Origin of the sequence: Streptococcus milleri (assembly GCF_900636525.1) — a bacterium.
Lineage (GTDB): Bacteria > Bacillota > Bacilli > Lactobacillales > Streptococcaceae > Streptococcus > Streptococcus hominis.
The window spans coordinates 816823-836298 of sequence record NZ_LR134288.1 but is presented as its reverse complement, the minus strand read 5'-3'; the positions used below and the strand labels follow the sequence as shown (position 1 = coordinate 836298).

At 38.6% G+C, this 19476-nt stretch carries 21 protein-coding genes; all 21 read right to left on the bottom strand.

Translation table 11 applies throughout. The annotated features are described in order from the left end of the window. Positions 1–55: 55 nt before the first annotated feature. Positions 56–1315: a UDP-N-acetylglucosamine 1-carboxyvinyltransferase gene (locus EL087_RS04120; protein ID WP_003042302.1), complete on the bottom strand. Its 1260-nt coding sequence runs from the start codon at positions 1313–1315 to the stop codon at positions 56–58. A gap of 357 nt (positions 1316–1672) precedes the next feature. After that, the gene (metK, locus tag EL087_RS04115; protein WP_003042006.1) at positions 1673–2866 is read right to left on the bottom strand and encodes a methionine adenosyltransferase; all 1194 of its coding nucleotides are present in this window, start codon (positions 2864–2866) and stop codon (positions 1673–1675) included. Positions 2867–3132: 266 nt separating this feature from the next. Continuing rightward, positions 3133–4410, bottom strand: a complete 1278-nt coding sequence (locus EL087_RS04110) for a dihydroorotase (RefSeq protein ID WP_126406992.1) — start codon at positions 4408–4410, stop codon at positions 3133–3135. Positions 4411–4422: 12 nt separating this feature from the next. After that, entirely contained in the window at positions 4423–4893 is a 471-nt protein-coding gene (locus tag EL087_RS04105) for an NUDIX hydrolase (RefSeq protein ID WP_003029850.1), read from the bottom strand. A 36-nt stretch (positions 4894–4929) separates the two neighbouring features. Further along, positions 4930–5583: a uracil-DNA glycosylase gene (locus EL087_RS04100; protein WP_126406990.1), complete on the bottom strand. Its 654-nt coding sequence runs from the start codon at positions 5581–5583 to the stop codon at positions 4930–4932. A 21-nt stretch (positions 5584–5604) separates the two neighbouring features. Further along, positions 5605–6591: a Gfo/Idh/MocA family protein gene (locus EL087_RS04095; protein WP_126406988.1), complete on the bottom strand. Its 987-nt coding sequence runs from the start codon at positions 6589–6591 to the stop codon at positions 5605–5607. Between the two features lie 533 nt (positions 6592–7124). After that, complete coding sequence (locus EL087_RS04090) at positions 7125–7811, bottom strand: DUF805 domain-containing protein (RefSeq protein WP_232008265.1); 687 nt, start codon at positions 7809–7811, stop codon at positions 7125–7127. An 80-nt stretch (positions 7812–7891) separates the two neighbouring features. Beyond that, positions 7892–10120 (bottom strand): DNA internalization-related competence protein ComEC/Rec2, encoded by a 2229-nt coding sequence (locus EL087_RS04085; protein ID WP_126406984.1) that lies wholly within the window; start codon positions 10118–10120, stop codon positions 7892–7894. Further along, entirely contained in the window at positions 10104–10808 is a 705-nt protein-coding gene (locus tag EL087_RS04080) for a helix-hairpin-helix domain-containing protein (RefSeq protein WP_126406982.1), read from the bottom strand. Before EL087_RS04080 ends, EL087_RS04085 begins: the two co-directional genes overlap by 17 nt. Positions 10809–10988: 180 nt before the next feature. Beyond that, positions 10989–11456: an SsrA-binding protein SmpB gene (gene smpB / locus EL087_RS04075; protein ID WP_022526922.1), complete on the bottom strand. Its 468-nt coding sequence runs from the start codon at positions 11454–11456 to the stop codon at positions 10989–10991. After that, positions 11419–13752, bottom strand: a complete 2334-nt coding sequence (gene rnr, locus EL087_RS04070) for a ribonuclease R (protein ID WP_126406980.1) — start codon at positions 13750–13752, stop codon at positions 11419–11421. Before rnr ends, smpB begins: the two co-directional genes overlap by 38 nt. Before the next feature lie 91 nt (positions 13753–13843). Continuing rightward, positions 13844–14077, bottom strand: a complete 234-nt coding sequence (gene secG, locus EL087_RS04065; RefSeq protein ID WP_003024744.1) for a preprotein translocase subunit SecG — start codon at positions 14075–14077, stop codon at positions 13844–13846. A 39-nt stretch (positions 14078–14116) separates the two neighbouring features. Next, positions 14117–14266 carry a 50S ribosomal protein L33 gene (rpmG, locus tag EL087_RS04060; protein WP_003024746.1) on the bottom strand — a complete coding sequence of 50 codons (150 nt, stop codon included), beginning with the start codon at positions 14264–14266 and terminating at the stop codon, positions 14117–14119. After that, entirely contained in the window at positions 14250–15455 is a 1206-nt protein-coding gene (locus EL087_RS04055; protein ID WP_185952264.1) for a multidrug efflux MFS transporter, read from the bottom strand. Before EL087_RS04055 ends, rpmG begins: the two co-directional genes overlap by 17 nt. A gap of 16 nt (positions 15456–15471) precedes the next feature. Then, a complete protein-coding gene (gene coaE, locus EL087_RS04050) occupies positions 15472–16065 on the bottom strand; it encodes a dephospho-CoA kinase (protein ID WP_049533939.1) in 594 nt (197 codons plus the stop codon). A 3-nt stretch (positions 16066–16068) separates the two neighbouring features. Beyond that, on the bottom strand, positions 16069–16893 hold the full coding sequence (gene mutM / locus EL087_RS04045; RefSeq protein ID WP_126406978.1) for a DNA-formamidopyrimidine glycosylase: 825 nt from the start codon (positions 16891–16893) through the stop codon (positions 16069–16071). A 7-nt stretch (positions 16894–16900) separates the two neighbouring features. After that, positions 16901–17344 (bottom strand): GNAT family N-acetyltransferase, encoded by a 444-nt coding sequence (locus EL087_RS04040; RefSeq protein WP_126408143.1) that lies wholly within the window; start codon positions 17342–17344, stop codon positions 16901–16903. Between the two features lie 8 nt (positions 17345–17352). Continuing rightward, positions 17353–17877, bottom strand: coding sequence for a DUF664 domain-containing protein (locus EL087_RS04035; RefSeq protein WP_126406976.1), 525 nt, complete (start codon positions 17875–17877; stop codon positions 17353–17355). Between the two features lie 51 nt (positions 17878–17928). Continuing rightward, positions 17929–18405 carry an NUDIX hydrolase gene (locus tag EL087_RS04030; protein ID WP_126406974.1) on the bottom strand — a complete coding sequence of 159 codons (477 nt, stop codon included), beginning with the start codon at positions 18403–18405 and terminating at the stop codon, positions 17929–17931. Positions 18406–18417: 12 nt separating this feature from the next. Next, entirely contained in the window at positions 18418–18966 is a 549-nt protein-coding gene (locus tag EL087_RS04025; protein ID WP_126406972.1) for a hypothetical protein, read from the bottom strand. 88 nt (positions 18967–19054) lie between these two features. Next, complete coding sequence (locus EL087_RS04020) at positions 19055–19429, bottom strand: ComEC/Rec2 family competence protein (RefSeq protein ID WP_126406970.1); 375 nt, start codon at positions 19427–19429, stop codon at positions 19055–19057. Positions 19430–19476 lie beyond the last annotated feature (47 nt).

The following is a 19476-nucleotide window of genomic DNA, read 5'->3' as shown; positions in this document are numbered from 1 at the left end:
TCAGCTGGCGTACCAACTGAGCTATCCCACTTCATCATGCCAACACTATTCAAAGTTATTCTTCAACCAGCTGAATATCTGCTCCTAAATTAGTCAACTTTTCAATAATATTTGAATAGCCACGCAAAATAAATTCTACATTTGTAATCTCAGTTTTTCCGTGAGCTAGCAATCCTGCGATTACAAGAGCTGCTCCTGCTCGCAAATCAGTTGCTTTGACGACTGCCCCTTGCAATTGATTAGGTCCTTCATAAGCAATATGATTGGCACTTGTTGAAATCTTACCGGTCATTTTTGCTAATTCAGCGACATGATTTACTCGCTTTTCATAAATCGTATCAATAATCAAACCACGTCCCTTAGCCGTTAATAAAAGCGGCGTAATAGGCTGTTGCAAGTCTGTAGCAAAGCCTGGATAAGGAGCAGTCTTAATGTTGATTGCTTTCAAATTATGCTGCTTTTCGACATACACGCTATCTTCAGAAACGGTCATGCGGACTCCCATTTCTTCTAATTTCGCAATAAAACTCTCTAAGTGTTCATAAAGGACATTATTGATTTGCACTCCTTCACCAATTGCCGCTGCCATTGAGATATAAGTTCCTGCTTCAATTCGATCCGGAATAACTTGGTGACGAGTTCCATGGAGCTTATCAACACCTTCAATGATAATAATGTCAGTACCGGCCCCTCGGATGTGGGCTCCCATATTATTTAAAAGTGTCGCTACATCAATGATTTCAGGCTCACGAGCCGCATTTTCAATAACAGTACGCCCTTTTGCCTTTACCGCTGCAAGCATGGTATTAATAGTCGCTCCGACACTTACTGTATCCATGTAAATACTAGCTCCATGAAGCCGCTCGCCACCTGTCGAAAGGTTCATGGAATTTCCCTCATAGGTCATAGTAGCCCCCATAGCTTCAAAAGCTTTGATATGCAAATCAATCGGTCGAGGCCCCAAATCACAGCCACCAGGCAAGCCAACTGTTGCTTCGCCATAGCGTCCAAGCAAACTACCATAAAAGTAATAAGAAGCACGCAAGCTATTGATTTTACCATAAGGCATAGGCATATTTTTTATCCCACGAGGATCAATTTTCAGCGTATCGTCTTGACGCTCAACGCTTGCTCCCATAGCTTCCATGATGTCAATCAAACTCACAACATCGGAAATATCTGGCACACAATCCAATGTTACAATTTCATCAGATAAAATTATCGCTGGAATTAAAGCAACCACGCTATTTTTAGCACCGCTAATGGTCACCTCTCCCTTTAAGGGGCGACCACCATTAATTACAATTTTTTTCATTTTTAGCTCTTTCAAGGAATTTATAATCAAATATACTGCACTTTATTATAACACAGTTTCTGTGAAAATCCTATCCTTTTAAAGAAATCTCTTTTAACTTGTCATTCTTGTTATATAACGATTACAAAACTCTTTTATTTTGGTGGCATTCTAAAAAGAGCGGGACAAAAATCAATTTTGTCCCGCTCCACAAAATGATAACTAGATCCGACAATCTAGGGAACTGCTGGAGTTTGCAGATAACACTAATATAATCGGCACAAATAAATACGTTTTAAGTCAGATTGCAACTGCGGCTGATTGTAAAACGCCACATAAAAAATTTATAAACAAGAGACTTGTATCCTAACTTCTTCTTTATTTTGCAACAACTGCTTTTAAAGCATCTACTTTATCAAGTTTTTCCCACGGCAAGTCAATATCCGTACGTCCCATGTGCCCATAGGCAGCAGTCTGACGGTAAATTGGGCGTTTCAAATCAAGCATTTGAATAATACCAGCTGGACGAAGGTCAAAGATTTGTCGAACCGCTTCTTGAAGATTGCTTTCTGAAACTACACCTGTACCAAAAGTATCAATGCGGACTGATACTGGATGTGCAACCCCAATAGCATAGGCTAGCTGGACTTCAGCTTTCTTGGCCAAGCCAGCAGCGACAATATTTTTGGCAATGTAACGAGCAGCATAGGAAGCGGAACGATCGACCTTTGTAGCGTCTTTACCAGAGAAAGCTCCTCCTCCGTGGCGTGCATACCCGCCATAAGTATCAACGATAATCTTACGTCCAGTTAAACCGGAATCTCCTTGAGGACCACCAATAACAAAGCGACCAGTTGGATTGATGAAAAACTTACTTTTTTCATCTAAATACTCTGCTGGAACCACTTCTTTAATGACCTTTTCAATCATATCCTGATGAATCTGCTCATTGCTTACTTCTGGGTCATGTTGAGTGGAAATAACAACAGTATCCACACGTATAGGTTTGTCGTTTTCATCGTATTCAACCGTTACTTGAGATTTTGCATCCGGACGAAGATAGGAAATTTCTCCAAATTTGCGAACCTCTGCTAAACGACGGACTAATTTGTGACTGAGAGAAATAGGCAACGGCATTAGTTCAGGTGTTTCATCTACAGCAAAACCAAACATCAGCCCCTGATCACCGGCACCAATCAAATCAAGCGGATCTTGTTCAGCATTTCCACGAATTTCAAGGGCTTCATTCACCCCTTGAGCGATATCTGGTGATTGCTCAACAAGCGACGGATGCACCCCCACCGTTTCTGCTGAAAAACCATATTCAGCTTTTGTATAACCAATCTCTGCAATTGTATCGCGAACTATGCGGTTAATATCCACATAAGCATTTGTGGATATTTCCCCAAAAACATGGACAGAGCCTGTGTAGACAGCCGTCTCAGCAGCCACATGAGCTTCTGGATCCTGCTCCAAGATAGCATCTAAAATAGCATCTGAAATTTGGTCTGCAATCTTATCTGGATGTCCTTCAGATACAGATTCAGACGTGAAAAGTTTACGTTCTGACATATTCATGTCCCCCTTTTAATGAAATATTCCCTCCTAAAAATTCTATTATTGCTAGGAAGTTACTTGAAAATCTGTAAACAGACTTACGTTAAAAAGTTACAAAGCACTAGTCTCTATGGTTAATATTTAACCTTTGACTACCTTTTCGGGACTATTTTAACTTCTCTATTGTATCATTTTTTATCCTAATAAACAGAAAATTTTCTAAAAATTATAAGAAATTTAAAATACAATAAGGTTGAAAAACACTTCCAACCTTATGCTTGTTATGATGATTTGCTTCCATAGACAATTTGCCCATCACAAATCGTATAGTGAACAACACCTTTTAATTTTTCACCGATAAATGGTGAATTAGCTGCTTTTGAGGCAAAATCTTCTGTTATCATGCGTTCAGCATTTGTATCGAAAATCGTAAGATCTGCTGGTCCATTCTCAGCAAGGTAGCCCGCTTCAAAATCATAGAGTTGCGCTGGGTTAATTGTCATTTTTTCCAGCAACTGCATGAGTGTCAAATGACCTGCTTCCACCAAATACGTCAAGCCAAGCGAAAGTGACGTTTCTAGACCTGTCATACCAGACGGTGCTTTGGTGATGTCTTTTGCATTCTTTTCATCAGAGTGATGAGGTGCATGGTCTGTCGCAATGACTGAAATAACTCCAGACTTAAGTCCTTCAATGACAGCTAAACGATCAGATTCCAAACGAAGTGGTGGGTTCATCTTGGCATTGCTACCTTTTAACAACAATAGCTCTTCTGTCTTAGAAAAATGCTGGGGCGCTGCTTCTGCTGTTACGTGAGTGCCCAATCGCTGAGCGAATTCCACGACTTTCACACTTTCTGCTTTTGATAAATGCTGAATATGAATATGAGTATTGGTTGCATGAGCAATCATCACGTCACGCGCAATCATACTATATTCAGCAACACCTGTGGCACCGCAAAATCCAAAATGTTCTTTGGCAATCTGCTCATTAAACCCAAGGATACCATTGAGTTCTGGGTCTTCTTCGTGAAGGCAGATAAATGTACCATTTTGGTCAGCTTCTTCCAAAGCTTCGCGTACTATTTTTGTACTTTTTAATGGAATTCCGTCATCTGAAAAACCAATAGCTCCCGCTTCCAAAAGCGCTTTGAAATCTGTCAAATGCTGTCCATCAAAATTCTTTGTAATGGTTGCAACAGACTTAATATGAATGTTTTCATGATTGGCAGATTCTAATACTTCTTTCAACGTCTCTACTGTTGAAATCGTTGGAGTGGTATTTGCCATCATGACAACCGTTGTAAATCCACCCGCTGCCGCAGCTAAAGCACCCGTATGAATGTCTTCTTTATGCGTCTGACCAGGTTCACGAAAATGAACATGAATATCAATCAGCCCTGGCGCCACCACCAATCCAGTCGCATCAATCACCTGAGCGTTTTCTGCCTTCAAATCCTGACCAATTTTAAGAATTTTTTTATCCTTAACCAAAACATCGCAAATCTGATCTAAACCAGACTTAGGGTCCATGACACGACCATTTTTAATTAACAACATGTACTTTTCTCCTTATTCTCCATAAAAATCAACATGACTCTCCACTAATTTATCCCCTTTATAGGAAAATTTAGCCGAGAAGAATGGTTTATCTTCTAAAATCCAAGATAGAAACGTATAATCTCCTTCCCAAGTTGACTTGGATAAGATTTCTTCATAAGGTACCCATTCCAAAGTACCTTCATCGCAGTCAATCAGTTCTCCCTCAAATTCTGTCGCTTTAAATACGTACGTGTACCAATCATTATCAGGTGTAAAATCTGGAAACGTGATAATACCTTTTAATACTGGTTTATTGACTCGCAAGCCTGTTTCTTCTAAGATTTCTCTTACAGCGCACTCCTGCGGCGTTTCACCTTTCTCTAACTTACCCCCAACACCAATCCACTTACCAGCATGGACATCATTAGGCTTTTTATTTCGATGTAGCAATAAAAATTCTTTGCCGTTGTCAATGTAGCAAATCGTTGCTAATTTAACCATTTTTCTCCTTTCAAAAATACCACTATATAAAACTACTTACAATAACCAATTTATCGGTTCTATCCCTTGAGACGTTAGAAAGGCATTTGTTTTAGAAAAAGGTTTGCTACCAAAAAATCCACGATGAGCTGAGAGAGGACTCGGATGAGGAGATTCTAAAATGAGATGTCTAGGATTAGTGATCAAGGCTTTTTTCTTGCGTGCATAAGAGCCCCAGAGAATAAAAACAACGGGTGTATCTTTTTCATTGACAACCTTAATCACAGCATCCGTAAACGGTTCCCAGATTTGACCAGCATGCCCGTTTGCTTGCCCAGCAGGAACAGTCAAACTGGCATTCAGCAGCAAGACTCCTTGCCGTGCCCATGGTGTCAAATCATGAGATTCTTTCATTCCAACGTCATCTGCCAATTCTTTCAAAATATTTTGAAGAGAAGGCGGTGCCGGAATATCATCTGGTACTGAAAAGCTCAGCCCTTGCGCTTGACGCGGACCATGATAGGGATCTTGCCCCAAAATCACTACTTTTACATCTGCTAAATCCGTCGTTTGAATCGCATTAAAAACTTTTTCACGCGGTGGATAGATTGTGCCTGATGAATAAACTTGATTTAAAAAGTAATTGATTTTACCAAAATACCCTTCAGGCAATTGCTGCTTAATCAAACTATGCCAAGCTGAATGTTCCATTGTTTCTCCTGTTCTATATCGTTATTTTTCTTCCTCTGGATAAGTCATGCCCCACTCTTTTCGCAAATCCGTCATGATTTTCATGACATCACGACTATAATCCAAATACATCTCATTTTTGTCACCAACTACTGCTGCTTCCATATCAAGAACTTCATACATTAAAGCTTCGCTCGTCTTTCCCGTTTCAATGATTTCTTGATGCCCATCTTCAATATAAGTAATGACCGCCTTTTGCCCTCTAGGATATTCATACATTTCAATGTAGCCCTTATCATAAGCAATTGTTCCACGCTTGGGCTGTTTAGCATGGAGGCTCAAGGTCAAAGTCGCCATTTCTCCTTCGGCATTCATTAGAAGAATCCCTGCTTGCTCATCGACACCCGTTGGTGCAAATTTCACTTGCGAAAGGACTTGGTTAGGGCTAGATGTCATAAACCACCGAACAAATGACAAGGCATACACGCCAATATCTAACAGTGCACCGCCAGCAAGCTGACGATTAAAGAAACGATTTGTCATATCATATTCTTTGTAGCTACCAAAGTTCATTTGAATCATTTTTAAATCACCTAATTGACCACTGGAAATGATGTTGTTCAATTGTCGATAGATTGGCATGTGGTAAATCGTCATCGCTTCTGCCAAAACGACATGTTCTTGTTCGGCTAATAAAACCGCTTCTTCCAATTCTTCTGAATTGAGCGTAATGGACTTCTCGCATAGAACATGTTTTCCGTTTTTTAATGCTTTTCGTAAAAAATCAATATGCGTATTATGTGGCGTGGAAATGTAAATAATATCCACATTTTCGTCCTTAAATACGTCATCAATCTGATCATAAACTTTTTCAATACCGTATTTTTGTGCAAAGTCCAAGCCTTTCTGATGTGTTCGGTTAGCAACAGAATAGAGCTTTCCACCTAGCTGCTGCAAAGCCTGTGCCAATTCATTAGCAATCACACCTGTACCTAAAGTTGCCCAATTATAGCGTACCTTATTTTCCATGGTCATTCTCCTAGCTACATAATTATCTTTATCATACCAAATTTTCCTTCATTTAGCTGACTTTTTGTGTAGAAATCAATTGCTTTAGTGAAAGAAAAGTAGTACTTCTTTTCAACGTTTAAACCTACATTCAAAAGAAATCTAACATAACTCTCTACAGACGATATACATTATCTCAAATAATATAAAAAGATTCACCTGTGTTATAATGAAGGCAGAAAGGAAGTTTATTATGTGGTCTTGGTTTATTGTATTTTTACTTTTGATTATTGCTTTATTTTACTTTTCAAATATCATAATAAAAACTATTATCGGATTTGGATTATTTATTTTTGCGATTGCTATCATTTGCCTTATCATTGATTATCACAACGATCCAAATAAAGACTAAAAATTGGCTTGAATAGGTCATTTTTCTAATGGGATAAATGAGATATAAGATTGGCTTATTCAGGAGTAAATCCTAAAAATGTTATTAAAAAAATCGTCATTTCTAAAAAACACCCCAATACATTTATTGGAGCATTTCTAGTTTAGTTATCTTCAGAGAAAGCTGAATCCAACTCTTTCTCATCTGATTGAACAACTTGTTCTGGAGTTTCAGTGGTAATCGCAGATTCTTGTTGAGGTTGAGTTGGTGTTATTTCAGGTTCAACTGCTTGTTCTTGTGGTTGAGTAAATTGTTGTGCTTGAACAGGTTGTTGCTGAGGTTGTACTTGTTGCGTTGTAAATTGTCCTTGGTAAACCATAGGTTGTACTTTAGTTGGCATACAAAGTAGGACAATTAGAGCGATAGAACATGGTAACATAGCAACGGCAGCCAAAATATTTAAAATTGGAACCCACATCAAAAGTATAGGACCTGCATATAAAAAGATAAATGCCCAATGATAGCCAGCATCCCGCAAACGACGCACAATAATCGCCAAATTTGGGATTAAAGTTGCTATCCCAAATAAACTCAATAAAACAAAGACGAAAAGTGTAGAACCTAATCCAGCTATAAAGACGCTTGGATCAAAACCACTCCCTCCTTCATAGTAAGCTGCTTGTTGAATAGCACTGAAAATCGCTGTCATAATCGCTCCAAAAGCTATTATCACAAATGGAAGGGTAATTAAAGCATTGCATAAAACAGACCACCAATAGTCAGATCTAGTTGATTTTCCTTCAAAATCAGCATAGTGAGTCCAAAATTTTTTATAAGCGGTAAACATCATAAATCTCCTAATTTTTAAATTTTTAATAGAATACCATACTTTTCCTAATAAATCAACGGAAATTAATTTTTAGAGAACAATTACTTGACCATCTCTAATCGCCAGTTTGTCCACCCTGAAAATTTAACTGCCCCTTGTTCATCTGTCCGATAGACCTTAGCAGGCAATTGTGCAAATCGCTCTATTATATCTTGACTTGGTTGCTTAGATTGATTATTTTTCCCAACAGAAATGAGAGCGACCGTTGGTTCTATTTGTTGTAAAAATTTTGAACTTGATGAGTCCTTGGCTCCATGCTGTCCGACTTTCAAAACATCTGTTTTCAACTTTGGATAATGCTGCATTAACTTTGCTTCGCCCTCTTCTTTCAAGTCGCTCGCAAATAAAAATCTTGTACGGAAAAACTGACCATATAAAACGATCGAATGGTCGTTCTTGCTAGCACCCGAAAGAACTTGCAAATGATAATCAAAAATAGGAAGTTTGTCGCCTTGTTTTACAACATGAATGAATGTGTTTATTTTCCTTAATTTCTCTAGAAAATCTGCATTGCTTAGACTACTTCTGGAAATATAAATTTTCTTTATTGCAAATTTTTTAGCAACTTCTAATACATCTCCTGCATAATCTGGATTAGGATTTGTTAAGACTAAAGCATCAATCGTATCTATGCCACGACTTTTTAAGTAAGGAATCAAAGTTTTCTCTGCATTTGAGCTAGTCGCTCGTTTTTGCCAAGCTTCTTTTGTTCTAATTTCCTCACGTCCCCCAACATCAATCAATACATTTCGTCCTTTCCAGTCTCTCAGAAAAATACTATCTCCCTGCCCAACATCAACCATTGTGATCTCATTTTGCAAGGGAAATTTATTTATGAAAAAGAGTAATGAAAGAAGCAGACTAAGAAATATTACCCATTTTTTATTTTTTCTAATATCATACAAAATAGCCAGTACAAGTAGCATAACAATCAGCAAAAGCGGACTGGGTTGCCCAAAAACGATTGGTCTGCCAAAGACACTTGCTATCCAACGAATGCTATTTTCTAACCCTTCAAATAGAAAATTGACCTGAGTTAGCTTTATCAAAGGCGAAGAAAGAAAAATCAACGTCAAGCCTGGCAGCATCATTGTATCGAAAATCAGTGAAAAAACAAATGTCAACAAAATAGACCAAGGTTGAAATTCACCAAAATAAAAGATTAGAATCGGTAAAACACCAAGCGAAATGACACTGCTCTCTACAACAATCTTTCGCCAAGAAGTCAGACTTTCAAAATCTATCACACTAATAACAAAAGCATAGGCGCAAGAGAGAACTCCTCCGGCCGTTAAAAGAAAGGAAGGCATAATCAAGGACAATATCATCATCGTTAAAGCAAAATTATCTAACTTAGTGATACCATGTTGCGACAGTAATTTCTGAACTAAGCTCCGTACAACGGATACTGAAAATCCAGTCATTCCCGCATAGAAGAAAGAAAATGGATATTGGCATTTATGGACCATTTCCTGTGTAAGCCCCAGCCTTAACAGCAACTTACGAAAACCCTCCATAAATAAACCAACTTGCATGCCAGACAGCGCAAATAAATGAATAATCCCCAAGCTAGAGTAAAGATTGTTCATTTCATCGAAGTCTGTATCCAAGGCACCAAATAAGAGTCCTGTCATGTAATTACTCATCGGATTTGGAAAATGGTTCTTGATAAATACCAGTGCTTTTCTTCGCCAGCTAGAAAGCCACTCAAAAGGGTGCAAGCTGATTCTATCTTGGCTCGATAAAATGGTATCCACTTTTAAAATTCGATAAATCCCTTGCGTTTTTAAATAGGATTGGTAATCAAAACCAGCAAAATTACGCTTCTTCTCAGGGATTTCAAATTCCCCTTCAACAGTCAATGTAACCAGACTAGAGAGATTTTGAAAAGCCAACTGTTCTTCCTTTGATTTCAATTTGTAGTAAACTTGATAAGTCTGCCCATTAGCTTTACCACGAAAAGAAAGCGAATCACCATTTACCTTAATCGTGTCAGGTAGAACTGCCACTTGTCTTATGGGAGAAGGTTCTACTTTCGTCTTCTGCTCTACCATTTCCCTGCGAATAAAGAAAAAACCAGCAAAACAAATTAGAATCATGAAGGTCATGAAACATTCTTTCGGTGAATAAAAGCGAAAAAGACAAATCACCAGAAAGATAAAACCCAACCAGCCTAACCAGCTACTTTGATAGATTGCAAAATACAACCAGACGAGCAAAAAAGCAATGTAAATCGGCTTAATCGGAAATCTTTTAATCCACTGTGACATATTCTTTCAATTTCTCTAGTGTTTTAGCACCTACTCCTGATACATTTTTCAGGTCATCAACGGAATTAAATTTCCCGTTTGCCTCCCGATAATCTAAAATATCTTGCGCGCGTTTTTGACCAATACCAGAAATGGTCTGCAACTCAGATAAATCAGCTGTATTTAGATTGACCTTATTCCCTTTTTGCGATGCGACTTCACTAGTTCCTGATGTTGAAGATTGTCCTGTATTGCTTGAAACACTCGCCGCATTCTCACCCATAGTTGCCACATAAACAACAGCTTCATCCGTTAGTTTCTGCGCCAAATTGATAGACTTGCTGTCAGCGTCTGTCGTTAAACCACCTGCTTTTTGAATCGCATCATTGATACGGCTAGTCTTTTTCAGTTGATAAATACCTGGATTTTTGACTGCACCCTTGACATCTACGGTTAAAAATTCTGATTCTTCACTTGAACTCGTTTGAGTCTCTGCTTTTTCTTTCTGTGAGTTTTTCTTCGTTCTAGTTGAAATTTCTTTTGATTCTGCCTCCGAACTCGTAACTGTTTCCTGTGCGAGCTCTGCTACATTTGATTGTCTACTAGATTGACCATTTATCATAAAAAATCCTGCTATTATCAAACCAATCAAACTTAAACCAATCAAAATTTTATACTCTTTCATCTTTTCAATGATTGTCTCTAACATCTTTCCTCCTAAGTTGAATGAAAATTTGCTTTATCTATTTATTCGTAAAACAAATAAAAAGCTGAAAAAATTTCTCAGCTTTTGCCATGTTAGAAAAGGGTTTTTGATAAAGATTGACCAATCAACTACCTCGAACTACTAAAAAATCGGAAACAACTTCCGATTTTTACATCTTGTATATTATCTCACATTATAAGCCTTCATCGTCCGAGCAATGTCTCTATTTTGCTCACGAAGTTTAATGGATTCACGCTTGTCATAGTCGTGTTTCCCTTTAGCCAATCCTAAAAGTAACTTGGCATAACCGTCCTTAAGATAAACTTTGAGGGGAACCAAAGTCATTCCAGTTCCTTTGGTTTCCTGCTCTAATTTCTGGATTTGCTTTTTATGCAATAGCAATTTTCTCCTACGTTCAGGATCTTGATTCCAGATATTGCCCTCCTCATAGGGAGCGATGTGAACATTACTGAGCCAGACCTCACCGTTTTTGACTTGAGCAAAGCCGTCTTTCAGGTTAATTCGTGCAGCCCGTACACTTTTGATTTCAGTTCCGGTCAGAACCATACCCGTTTCAATCGTATCAACAATCGTATAGTCGTGTCGTGCTTTTTTATTTTGCGCTACGACCTTTCCTTCTCCCTTTGCCATTCTTGCTTCCTTTCTTTACCACTTCTTTATAAAAGGGTTTCTTGCCCTTGTTTTTCTTTAATTTCTTATCCCTAGGAACTTTTCCTTTCGGAGATTTGTCTCTTCGTCCTCTGTTATCTTGATGCGACTGTTGACGCCTATCACGATTGGATTGCTTTCTCTTTTCAATCACGTCATATTCACTAGGTAGGTATTCAAAGTCAATCTCTCCCGTAGCCTTATCAGCCCGAACTAGCTTAATGTGAATCTGTTGACCGACACGGAAAACAACACCTGACTTTTCACCCTGTAAAGTTAGATTGCGTTCATTGTAGTGGAAAAATTCTGGCAGCTTGGTTACATGAATCAAACCTTCAACTGTGTTTGGAAGTTCAACAAAAAGACCGAATTTAACAACGCTTGACACAATACCATCAAATTCTTCTCCCACAAATTCTTCCATAAACTCAGCCTTTTTCATAGCTTCTACTTCTCGCTCTGCTTCAATAGCTCGCCGTTCCCTGCTGGAAGACTGACTGGCAATGTCTGGAATGACTTGCTCAAAATGCTCTGCTATTTTCTTAGAACGCCCGTAATCGCGCACCATACGGTGAACCAAAAGGTCTGGATAACGGCGAATCGGACTAGTAAAGTGAGTATAAAACTCGGCTGCCAAACCATAATGACCGTGGTTGTGCTCTGAGTAACGAGCCTGCTGCATGGAGCGCAAAAGCATCATAGACAGCACTTCCTCATAAGGCTGACCGTGGACTGCTTTCATAATATCCTGAAGGGCAGATTGGCTCATAGAATTAGCAGTTCCGTAAACCCGAACGCCAAAAGTAGAAGCATAGTCAATAAACTTTTGTACTTTTTCAGCCTTAGGTTCTTCGTGGATCCGATAAATAAAGGGCAGGTTTAACGTAGCAAAATGCTCCGCCACTGTTTCATTGGCGACTAGCATAAAGGACTCAATCATACGCTCCGAAAGTCCACGCTGCCGCAAAACAATATCTACTGGACGCCCAGTCTTATTGACCAAAATTTTAGCTTCTTTCGTATCAAAATTAAGAGCTCCGCGCTTGTATCGCATCCGCTCAAGAATTGCATGAAGTTCCGCCATTGCTTCAACACTCGGTAAAATTGCTTTAAAAGCTGCTCGTTTTTTCTTATCTCCTGCAATCATGTCATTCACATCGCTATAGGTCATACGAAAAGTAGTTTTAATGATTGTTTGAGTAATAGTATGCTTGATAACTCGACCTTTTTGGTCAATCTCCATGATAGCCGATTGCGTCAGTCGATCTACATTAGGATTGAGCGAGCAGATGCCATTTGATAGGCGTTCAGGCAGCATAGGTACTACTCGATCCGTCACATAAACAGATGTTGCTCGATTGAGCGCTTCCTTATCTAATTCAGAACCTTCTTGAACATAGTAAGAAACATCTGCAATATGAACTCCCAGTTTAAAATGTCCATTTGATAGCTTCTTGATATGAACTGCATCGTCCAAATCTTTCGCATCCGCCCCGTCAATGGTAAAGGTAATTTCATTACGTAGATCTAAACGTCCTTCAAAGTCCTTTTCAGACAACGCCTCTGGAATCGTTGATGCTTCCTTCAACACTCTCTCTGGAAACTCAGACACAATGTCCATGGACTCCAAAACTTCCAGAACATCAATCCCTGGATCATCCTTATGACCGACCACATCTAAAACAGTAGCTACAAAATAGTCATGCTTTCTAGTTGGATATTTATCAATCTCTACTTTTAAAATCTCTGTTCCATCCAAAACCAAAGCAGGCTTCTTGATATAAATAGGTTGACTGATTTTCTGATTTTTTGATCGAATATAGCCAGCATACTTAGGCTTCTCTTCGTCTAAGATAAGCTGACCCACTGCTGTTTTCAAGCTGTGTTCCAAAACATCAATAACCTTCGCTTCAGCAGATGTTCCCTTGCTGCGATCTGCAACCTTAGTGATTGCAACTTCTACCGTATCACCATCAATCGCATAGTTGACATCATTGCGACCAATAAAAAGATCATCCTCTTCTTCATTTAAGGTAACAAAACCAAAGCCATTTTTATGGGCGTGAAAGGTCCCTTTCAAAGTAAGCATTTGCTTTTCTTTGTGAAGCTGGATTTTGCCTGCATTGCTAAAGCTCAACTGACGTTTTCGCTCCATTTCAGAAATCGTTTTAACTAGGTTTCTAAAGTCTTTTGCCTTTTCTTTCCCTAATCCCTGCGCCAGTTCATCTATGCTAGCTTCTTTTTTCTCTCTTAAATAGCTTAAAATTTCTTCTTTCATTCTTTCCTTTTCTCTTATGTTTTCTAAACTTTAAGTTGCCTTTTCTCATCTACTACAGAAAAAATAGGCAAAGACAAAGTCAGAGCCCATTTTATTTACTAGATAAGATTGTCAGCATTAGTGCAATCAACAACCAAAAGAAAACCATCACTCCCGTCAAACGCTGCATAACTGCTTCAAAGCCTCTTGCTTTTGGTCGTTCAAACAAATCTCCTGCACTTGCGTCAAATACATTACTTGATTGATTTTTTGTAGGTTGCATAAAAATTGCGATTAAAATAAATACTGATAAAATCAATAAAATGGTTAATAATAAATTATACATATCAAACTCCTTAAAATCTCATCTATTTTATCATAAAATTTATTTTGATTCAAGATGTAGGGTCACTTTTCTCTCTTTAGGGCAATACTTTAAGACTTCAACTTTCTCTGGATGAGTCTTCATATTTTTGCTTGTTAAATAATTCTGACTGCCACAACTTGAACATTTTAAATTAATCTTTACCCGCACTGATTTCTCTCACTCCTAAATACTTTCTAAAACTAAATAATAAAAAGAAAAAATTCAATAATGCTAAGCCTGCTGTACTATAGAAAACCCAATGATAGCCAAAATGGACAGAAATAGCTGACCCCATTAACGGTCCAATAACGCCACCAATATAAAAGAAGGTTTGATTGTAACTAAAAATTCTGGAAATACCTTCTTTGGGAGTGATTTTATTTAGCAGAGAGCTAACTCCAGGCAAAAGCGCCCCCGTTCCCAGACCAAACAGGAAACGATAAATTCCCAATTCAAGCGGCGTACCAGCCCTCGCACAGAAAATATAAATTACAAAACTATATAAGAGAGCCAGCAAGAGCAAACGGTGATTTCCCATTTTATCTCCTAGTTTTCCCAGCCAACTAGAAGAAAATATACTTGAAACTCCCATAGCTGAAACGATTGCACCAGATACTAGCAGCAGATTTTCTTTTTGCCCTAAAGAGCGAATATAAAGTGTCAAAATAGGGGAAATGGACTGCCCAATCATCTGAATCACCATGCTAGTAATGAACAAACCAAAAAGGATTGATTTTTGAGGAATTCGTTGAAATAGTTGCTTGGTCGAAACTTCTTTTTCCTTAGAAACAGGATGAAAATCTTCTTTTATCCCAAAAATGGTCCACAAAGTAACAACAAACAAGAAAAATCCAACCAAAAGGAAGACATTTCTCATTCCCAAACTCTGAGCAATCATTCCTCCTAAAAGAGGTCCCATCAGCGTCCCCGTTACGACACCTGTTGACAATGTTCCCAAAGCATATCCAGAGTGCTTTTTAGGCGCTTGACTAGCAATCAATGCCGTGCTATTTGGTACATAACCAGAAAACACCCCATTTAACAGTCTCAATACAATGAGCCAAAATACATTTGGCACAAACGCCAAGCCTCCCATGGTAAAAGTCATTGCAAAAGCAGCTCGAATCATCATGGGCTTGCGGCCATATTTATCAGCTAAACTTCCCCATACAGGAGATAAAAGAGCGGCTGTCAAAGCTGTGCTCGAAACCGCCAAACCTGAATAAAATTCAACCATGGAGCCTCTAGCACCTAATTCTTCCACATACAAAGACATAAAGGGAACAACTAGTGACAGGCTAGCACCTATAAAAAAGTTCCCCAGCCAAGCAATCCATAAATTCCGTTTCCAATTCACTTGATTCTTAATAAAATCATCTTCTTTCTTTGTCTAAAAATGCCTGCACCTGCTTTAAAGTAGCCGAAAGCGCACCATTATTGTCAATCACAATTTCAGCTCTTTGTCTTTTTTCTGCCAAAGAAAGTTGGGCTGCTATGCGTCGTTGAGCCTCTTCTTGACTAAGATTATTTCGAGTCATTAAACGTTCTAATTGAGTATCTTTACTCACATCTACTAGCCAAACTTGGTCAAACCAATCTTCATACTCCTGTTCAAATAAGAGTGGAATATCCATAAAGAAAAGCTCTTCTGTTGCTGCCAATTGCTCACGTTTTAAAGCTAATTCTTCTCGAATAATATTATTTTGTAAGCGACTGGACTTCTCTAGTAAATTGGGACGACTAAAGAGAAGAGCTCCTAGCTTTTTTCGATCCAATTGACCGTCTGCCAATAAAATTTCTGTTCCAAATTCTGACAACAGAACTTGATAAAGTCGACCTCCCGGTTTCTGCAATTCATGGACCACCTGATCCGCATCAATGACCTGATAGCCCTTTTGCCTAAGATAATTTGTGACTGTCGATTTGCCAGAAGCAATACCGCCTGTAATTCCGATTATTTTTGCCATGTCCTACCTCATTTTTTGACAATGTGGACAAAGGTGAGTTCCACGACCAGCTAGTTTGATTTTTTCAATTTCGTGACCGCATCTAGTACAAGGTTGGCCTGTTTTTCCATAGACTTGCAGGAAATCCTGCATGGTTCCGTCTTCTCCCAAAGCATTGCGGTAGGTGCGAATGGTTGAACCGCCTTTTTCAATACCTAACTGCAAGACTGCAATAATCTGCTTGTGTAATTCCTCTGCTTCTTCAGCAGTCAAACTTTGAGCTGCTCTTGCCGGATGAATCTGCGCCCGCCATAATACTTCATCTACATAGATATTGCCAAGACCCGCGACTAAAGTTTGATCCAACAGGTAAGGTTTAATCAATTTCTTAGATTTTTTCAGAGCGGTTTCAAATGGCAGTAAATGAAAATCTGATTCAGTCGGTTCTGGTCCTAGCTTTCGCTCAGTAAAATAGGATGTTATTTGTTCTTTTCTCAACAACTCCATCGTGCCAAATTTCCGAACATCCTGATAAACGAGGTTGCTGCCATCTGTAAAATGAAAAATTACATGAGAATGCTTCGTCAACTGGACCTCTTCAGGATAGAAAAGATACTTTCCTTCCATGCGCAAATGCGAAATCAGCACCCAATTCGTCAAATAAAAAATCAGATACTTGCCCCGACGCCCAACAGCATCGATGCTTTGTCCCGGTAAATCCAAGACAAAAGCATCTGCCCCTGTTCCAATCATCTTGGCATAACGAACATCTACCTTTTCAATCTCTTTTCCTTTAACCAGCCGCTCTAAACCACGGCGTACCGTTTCTACTTCTGGTAGTTCGGGCATGAAATCTTTATCCTTTCTTATCCAAATGTAACATGTAATGCACCGTTCGACTTATTTCTTCAAATCCCGCACTCTTGTGAAAAGCTTGACTGACTGCATTGTCTATATCACAATCTGAAGCTAGCTGAGATGCTCCTTTTTCTGTCGCCCACGACTGAGCAAAGTCAAGAAGCTGAGTAGCTATACCATGTCTTTGAAAAACAGGTGCTACCGCTATGCCTTCAATATATGCGATAGGAAGTTGCTCTGCTCCTTCCACATACTCCGAACGCATAGATAAGCTGACCCAAGCAACGGCTTCTCCTTCTATGTAGTACAAAAATTCATTAGGAAATTTTCCTTCAGAAAATGCTGCTAGTAATTTCTTTTTCTCTGTTTTCCAAACTAAATGAGCAAAGTAAGCCCAATCAGCTAGATGAGATTTTTCGACCGCTCGAATTTCCCCTACCATTACCTTTTTCAATCTTCTCTTTCTAACAAGCGGCGAGCATAGATTGCCTGACCTGAATGCATAGCAGCATCGTCGATGATCGATACTAAGCGATTCCCACGCTTAACTGCTGGAGTCCAATTCTCATCAACAACATCGTCCAAACTGTCTTCATTCACCTCTGATAAATAAGCAATTGTTGCCGCAACCGCATCAGACAGATAGCCTTTGAGCAACTCAATATCTGTCACCACAACTTTATGCGCTTCTTGAGGAGTATGGTGCCAATCTTCCGTATCATCTGGCAAATCCAAGGCAAACTTTTTCTTCCAACCTTTAGAGAACCAGACTGGCTCGGTCTTAGCTAAATCAGCAATCTGAAAATCCAGCTCCCGCGCCGTATGCCAAGTCAACCAAGTCACAGACTTAATGGACGGAACTGTATTTGCAACCGGAAAAGCATTTACTTCTTCCACAGATAAATTATCCAGCACCGATAAAAAACGCTCCTCGACTCGTTCCACGTTTTCTACTAAAAGATTTACAAATTCCATTGCTCTACCTCCTTAAAAAATAAATCAAGCACTGATTATGTCAATCTCAACTCAATGTCCCATCGCAAAGTTGTCATCAAAATACTCAGCTAACATCAGGCGATGCTTACTACTCACAGATTCTAATTTCTCAATTTCTTCCTTAGAAAAGAAACGCAGGCGTAGAGTTTCTTCATTGTGAAAATCTGCAATATTCACTGGCGAAACAGCCGTCAGCTCATAGATAAAAACAACCGTCTGCACCGCATCACCATTCGGATAAACTTCCTCGAAATTACTGTAAACATTTAGAAAACGAGTAGCTTCTACCTCAATGCCTGTTTCTTCAAAAAACTCACGCTTAGCAGTATCAAGAGTGGACTCACCAAGTTCCATTGCTCCGCCTGGAATAGCCCATGTTTTCTTATCACCGCGTAGTTGTAACAGCACGCGTCCCTCGTCATCTGCTAAAATACCGCCAGAAAAGGTCAGAATAACCTTGTCATGCCCAACCTTTGATCGGATATAGGAAATGTAATCTTGAATCATGTTTAATACTTTCTAATCTAAATTTTCAATATCATTAATAAAAAATGATAGCAAGGCCTTTTCTTTAACCCTTGATACACCTAAGTCATTTCTCATTTCATTCATTAGTTGTTCCGAGATTTTGAGTAATTTTTTACCATCCGAATCAGAAGTAGCAACTTTTCGGAACTCCATCCATTTTTCGACAACTTTTCTAGAACCCCATAATGTTATTTCTTTACTAAATTTTATCAAATCTACAATTTGTTCCTCAGATGGATAGGGCGAATTTTCTTTATCAGATTGATTTATTTTATATATCATTTCAACAAAATGATAATAGGCGGTTTCACGTTTTTGCGTTAAATATTGTAACCGAGTCTGCTTGATATCAAAAATTACTTTAAATGTAGTCGTAGCAATGGTGACAAATCCTGTAATAATCGCAACAACTATAACTGCATCATATGTTTTTAGAATAGAGAATAACTTCAAAAACCAATTGAAAGCAAAATACAGCCCGCCTAAAATTAGTAGCAGACCCACCAAACCTAAAAAAGTATTTCTTTTATTTTCCTGCATATTCTTACTTTCCTAATTCTCCCAATAACTTCATATAGGAACTTTTAATCATAAAGAGATAACCAACTTCAATTTCTGATTGCTTTGTCTATTTCTTATTATCCATTTCTTCTATAATATGAGCATAATGGACTTTCATAGCTTTCCTTAATTGCTGGCTAAACATCCCAAACATAAAATAATAAGCCAGACCAAGACATAATAAAGCGAATATTGGCAACAAAAATAATTGTACTATGAGGAAAATTAAATTTGCTCTACCACTAAATATCGCCAGCAACGGCATTAAGACAAGAACAACTACTAATGTCACGCCAGCTGTCTTGAATCCCTTGTACCGTTGCTCTTTCAATTCTAAGTACTGATGGTAGATAGACCTTACTTCATCCTCTTTATAACGATTACAAAGCAAGCTGTTCTTTATTTCCTTATCTAAAGTAGTAAAACAAATTGAATAAACCATTTTCTTCTCCCTCTCCTACGTTAGATTCTCTGTCCCTAAAAATCGTC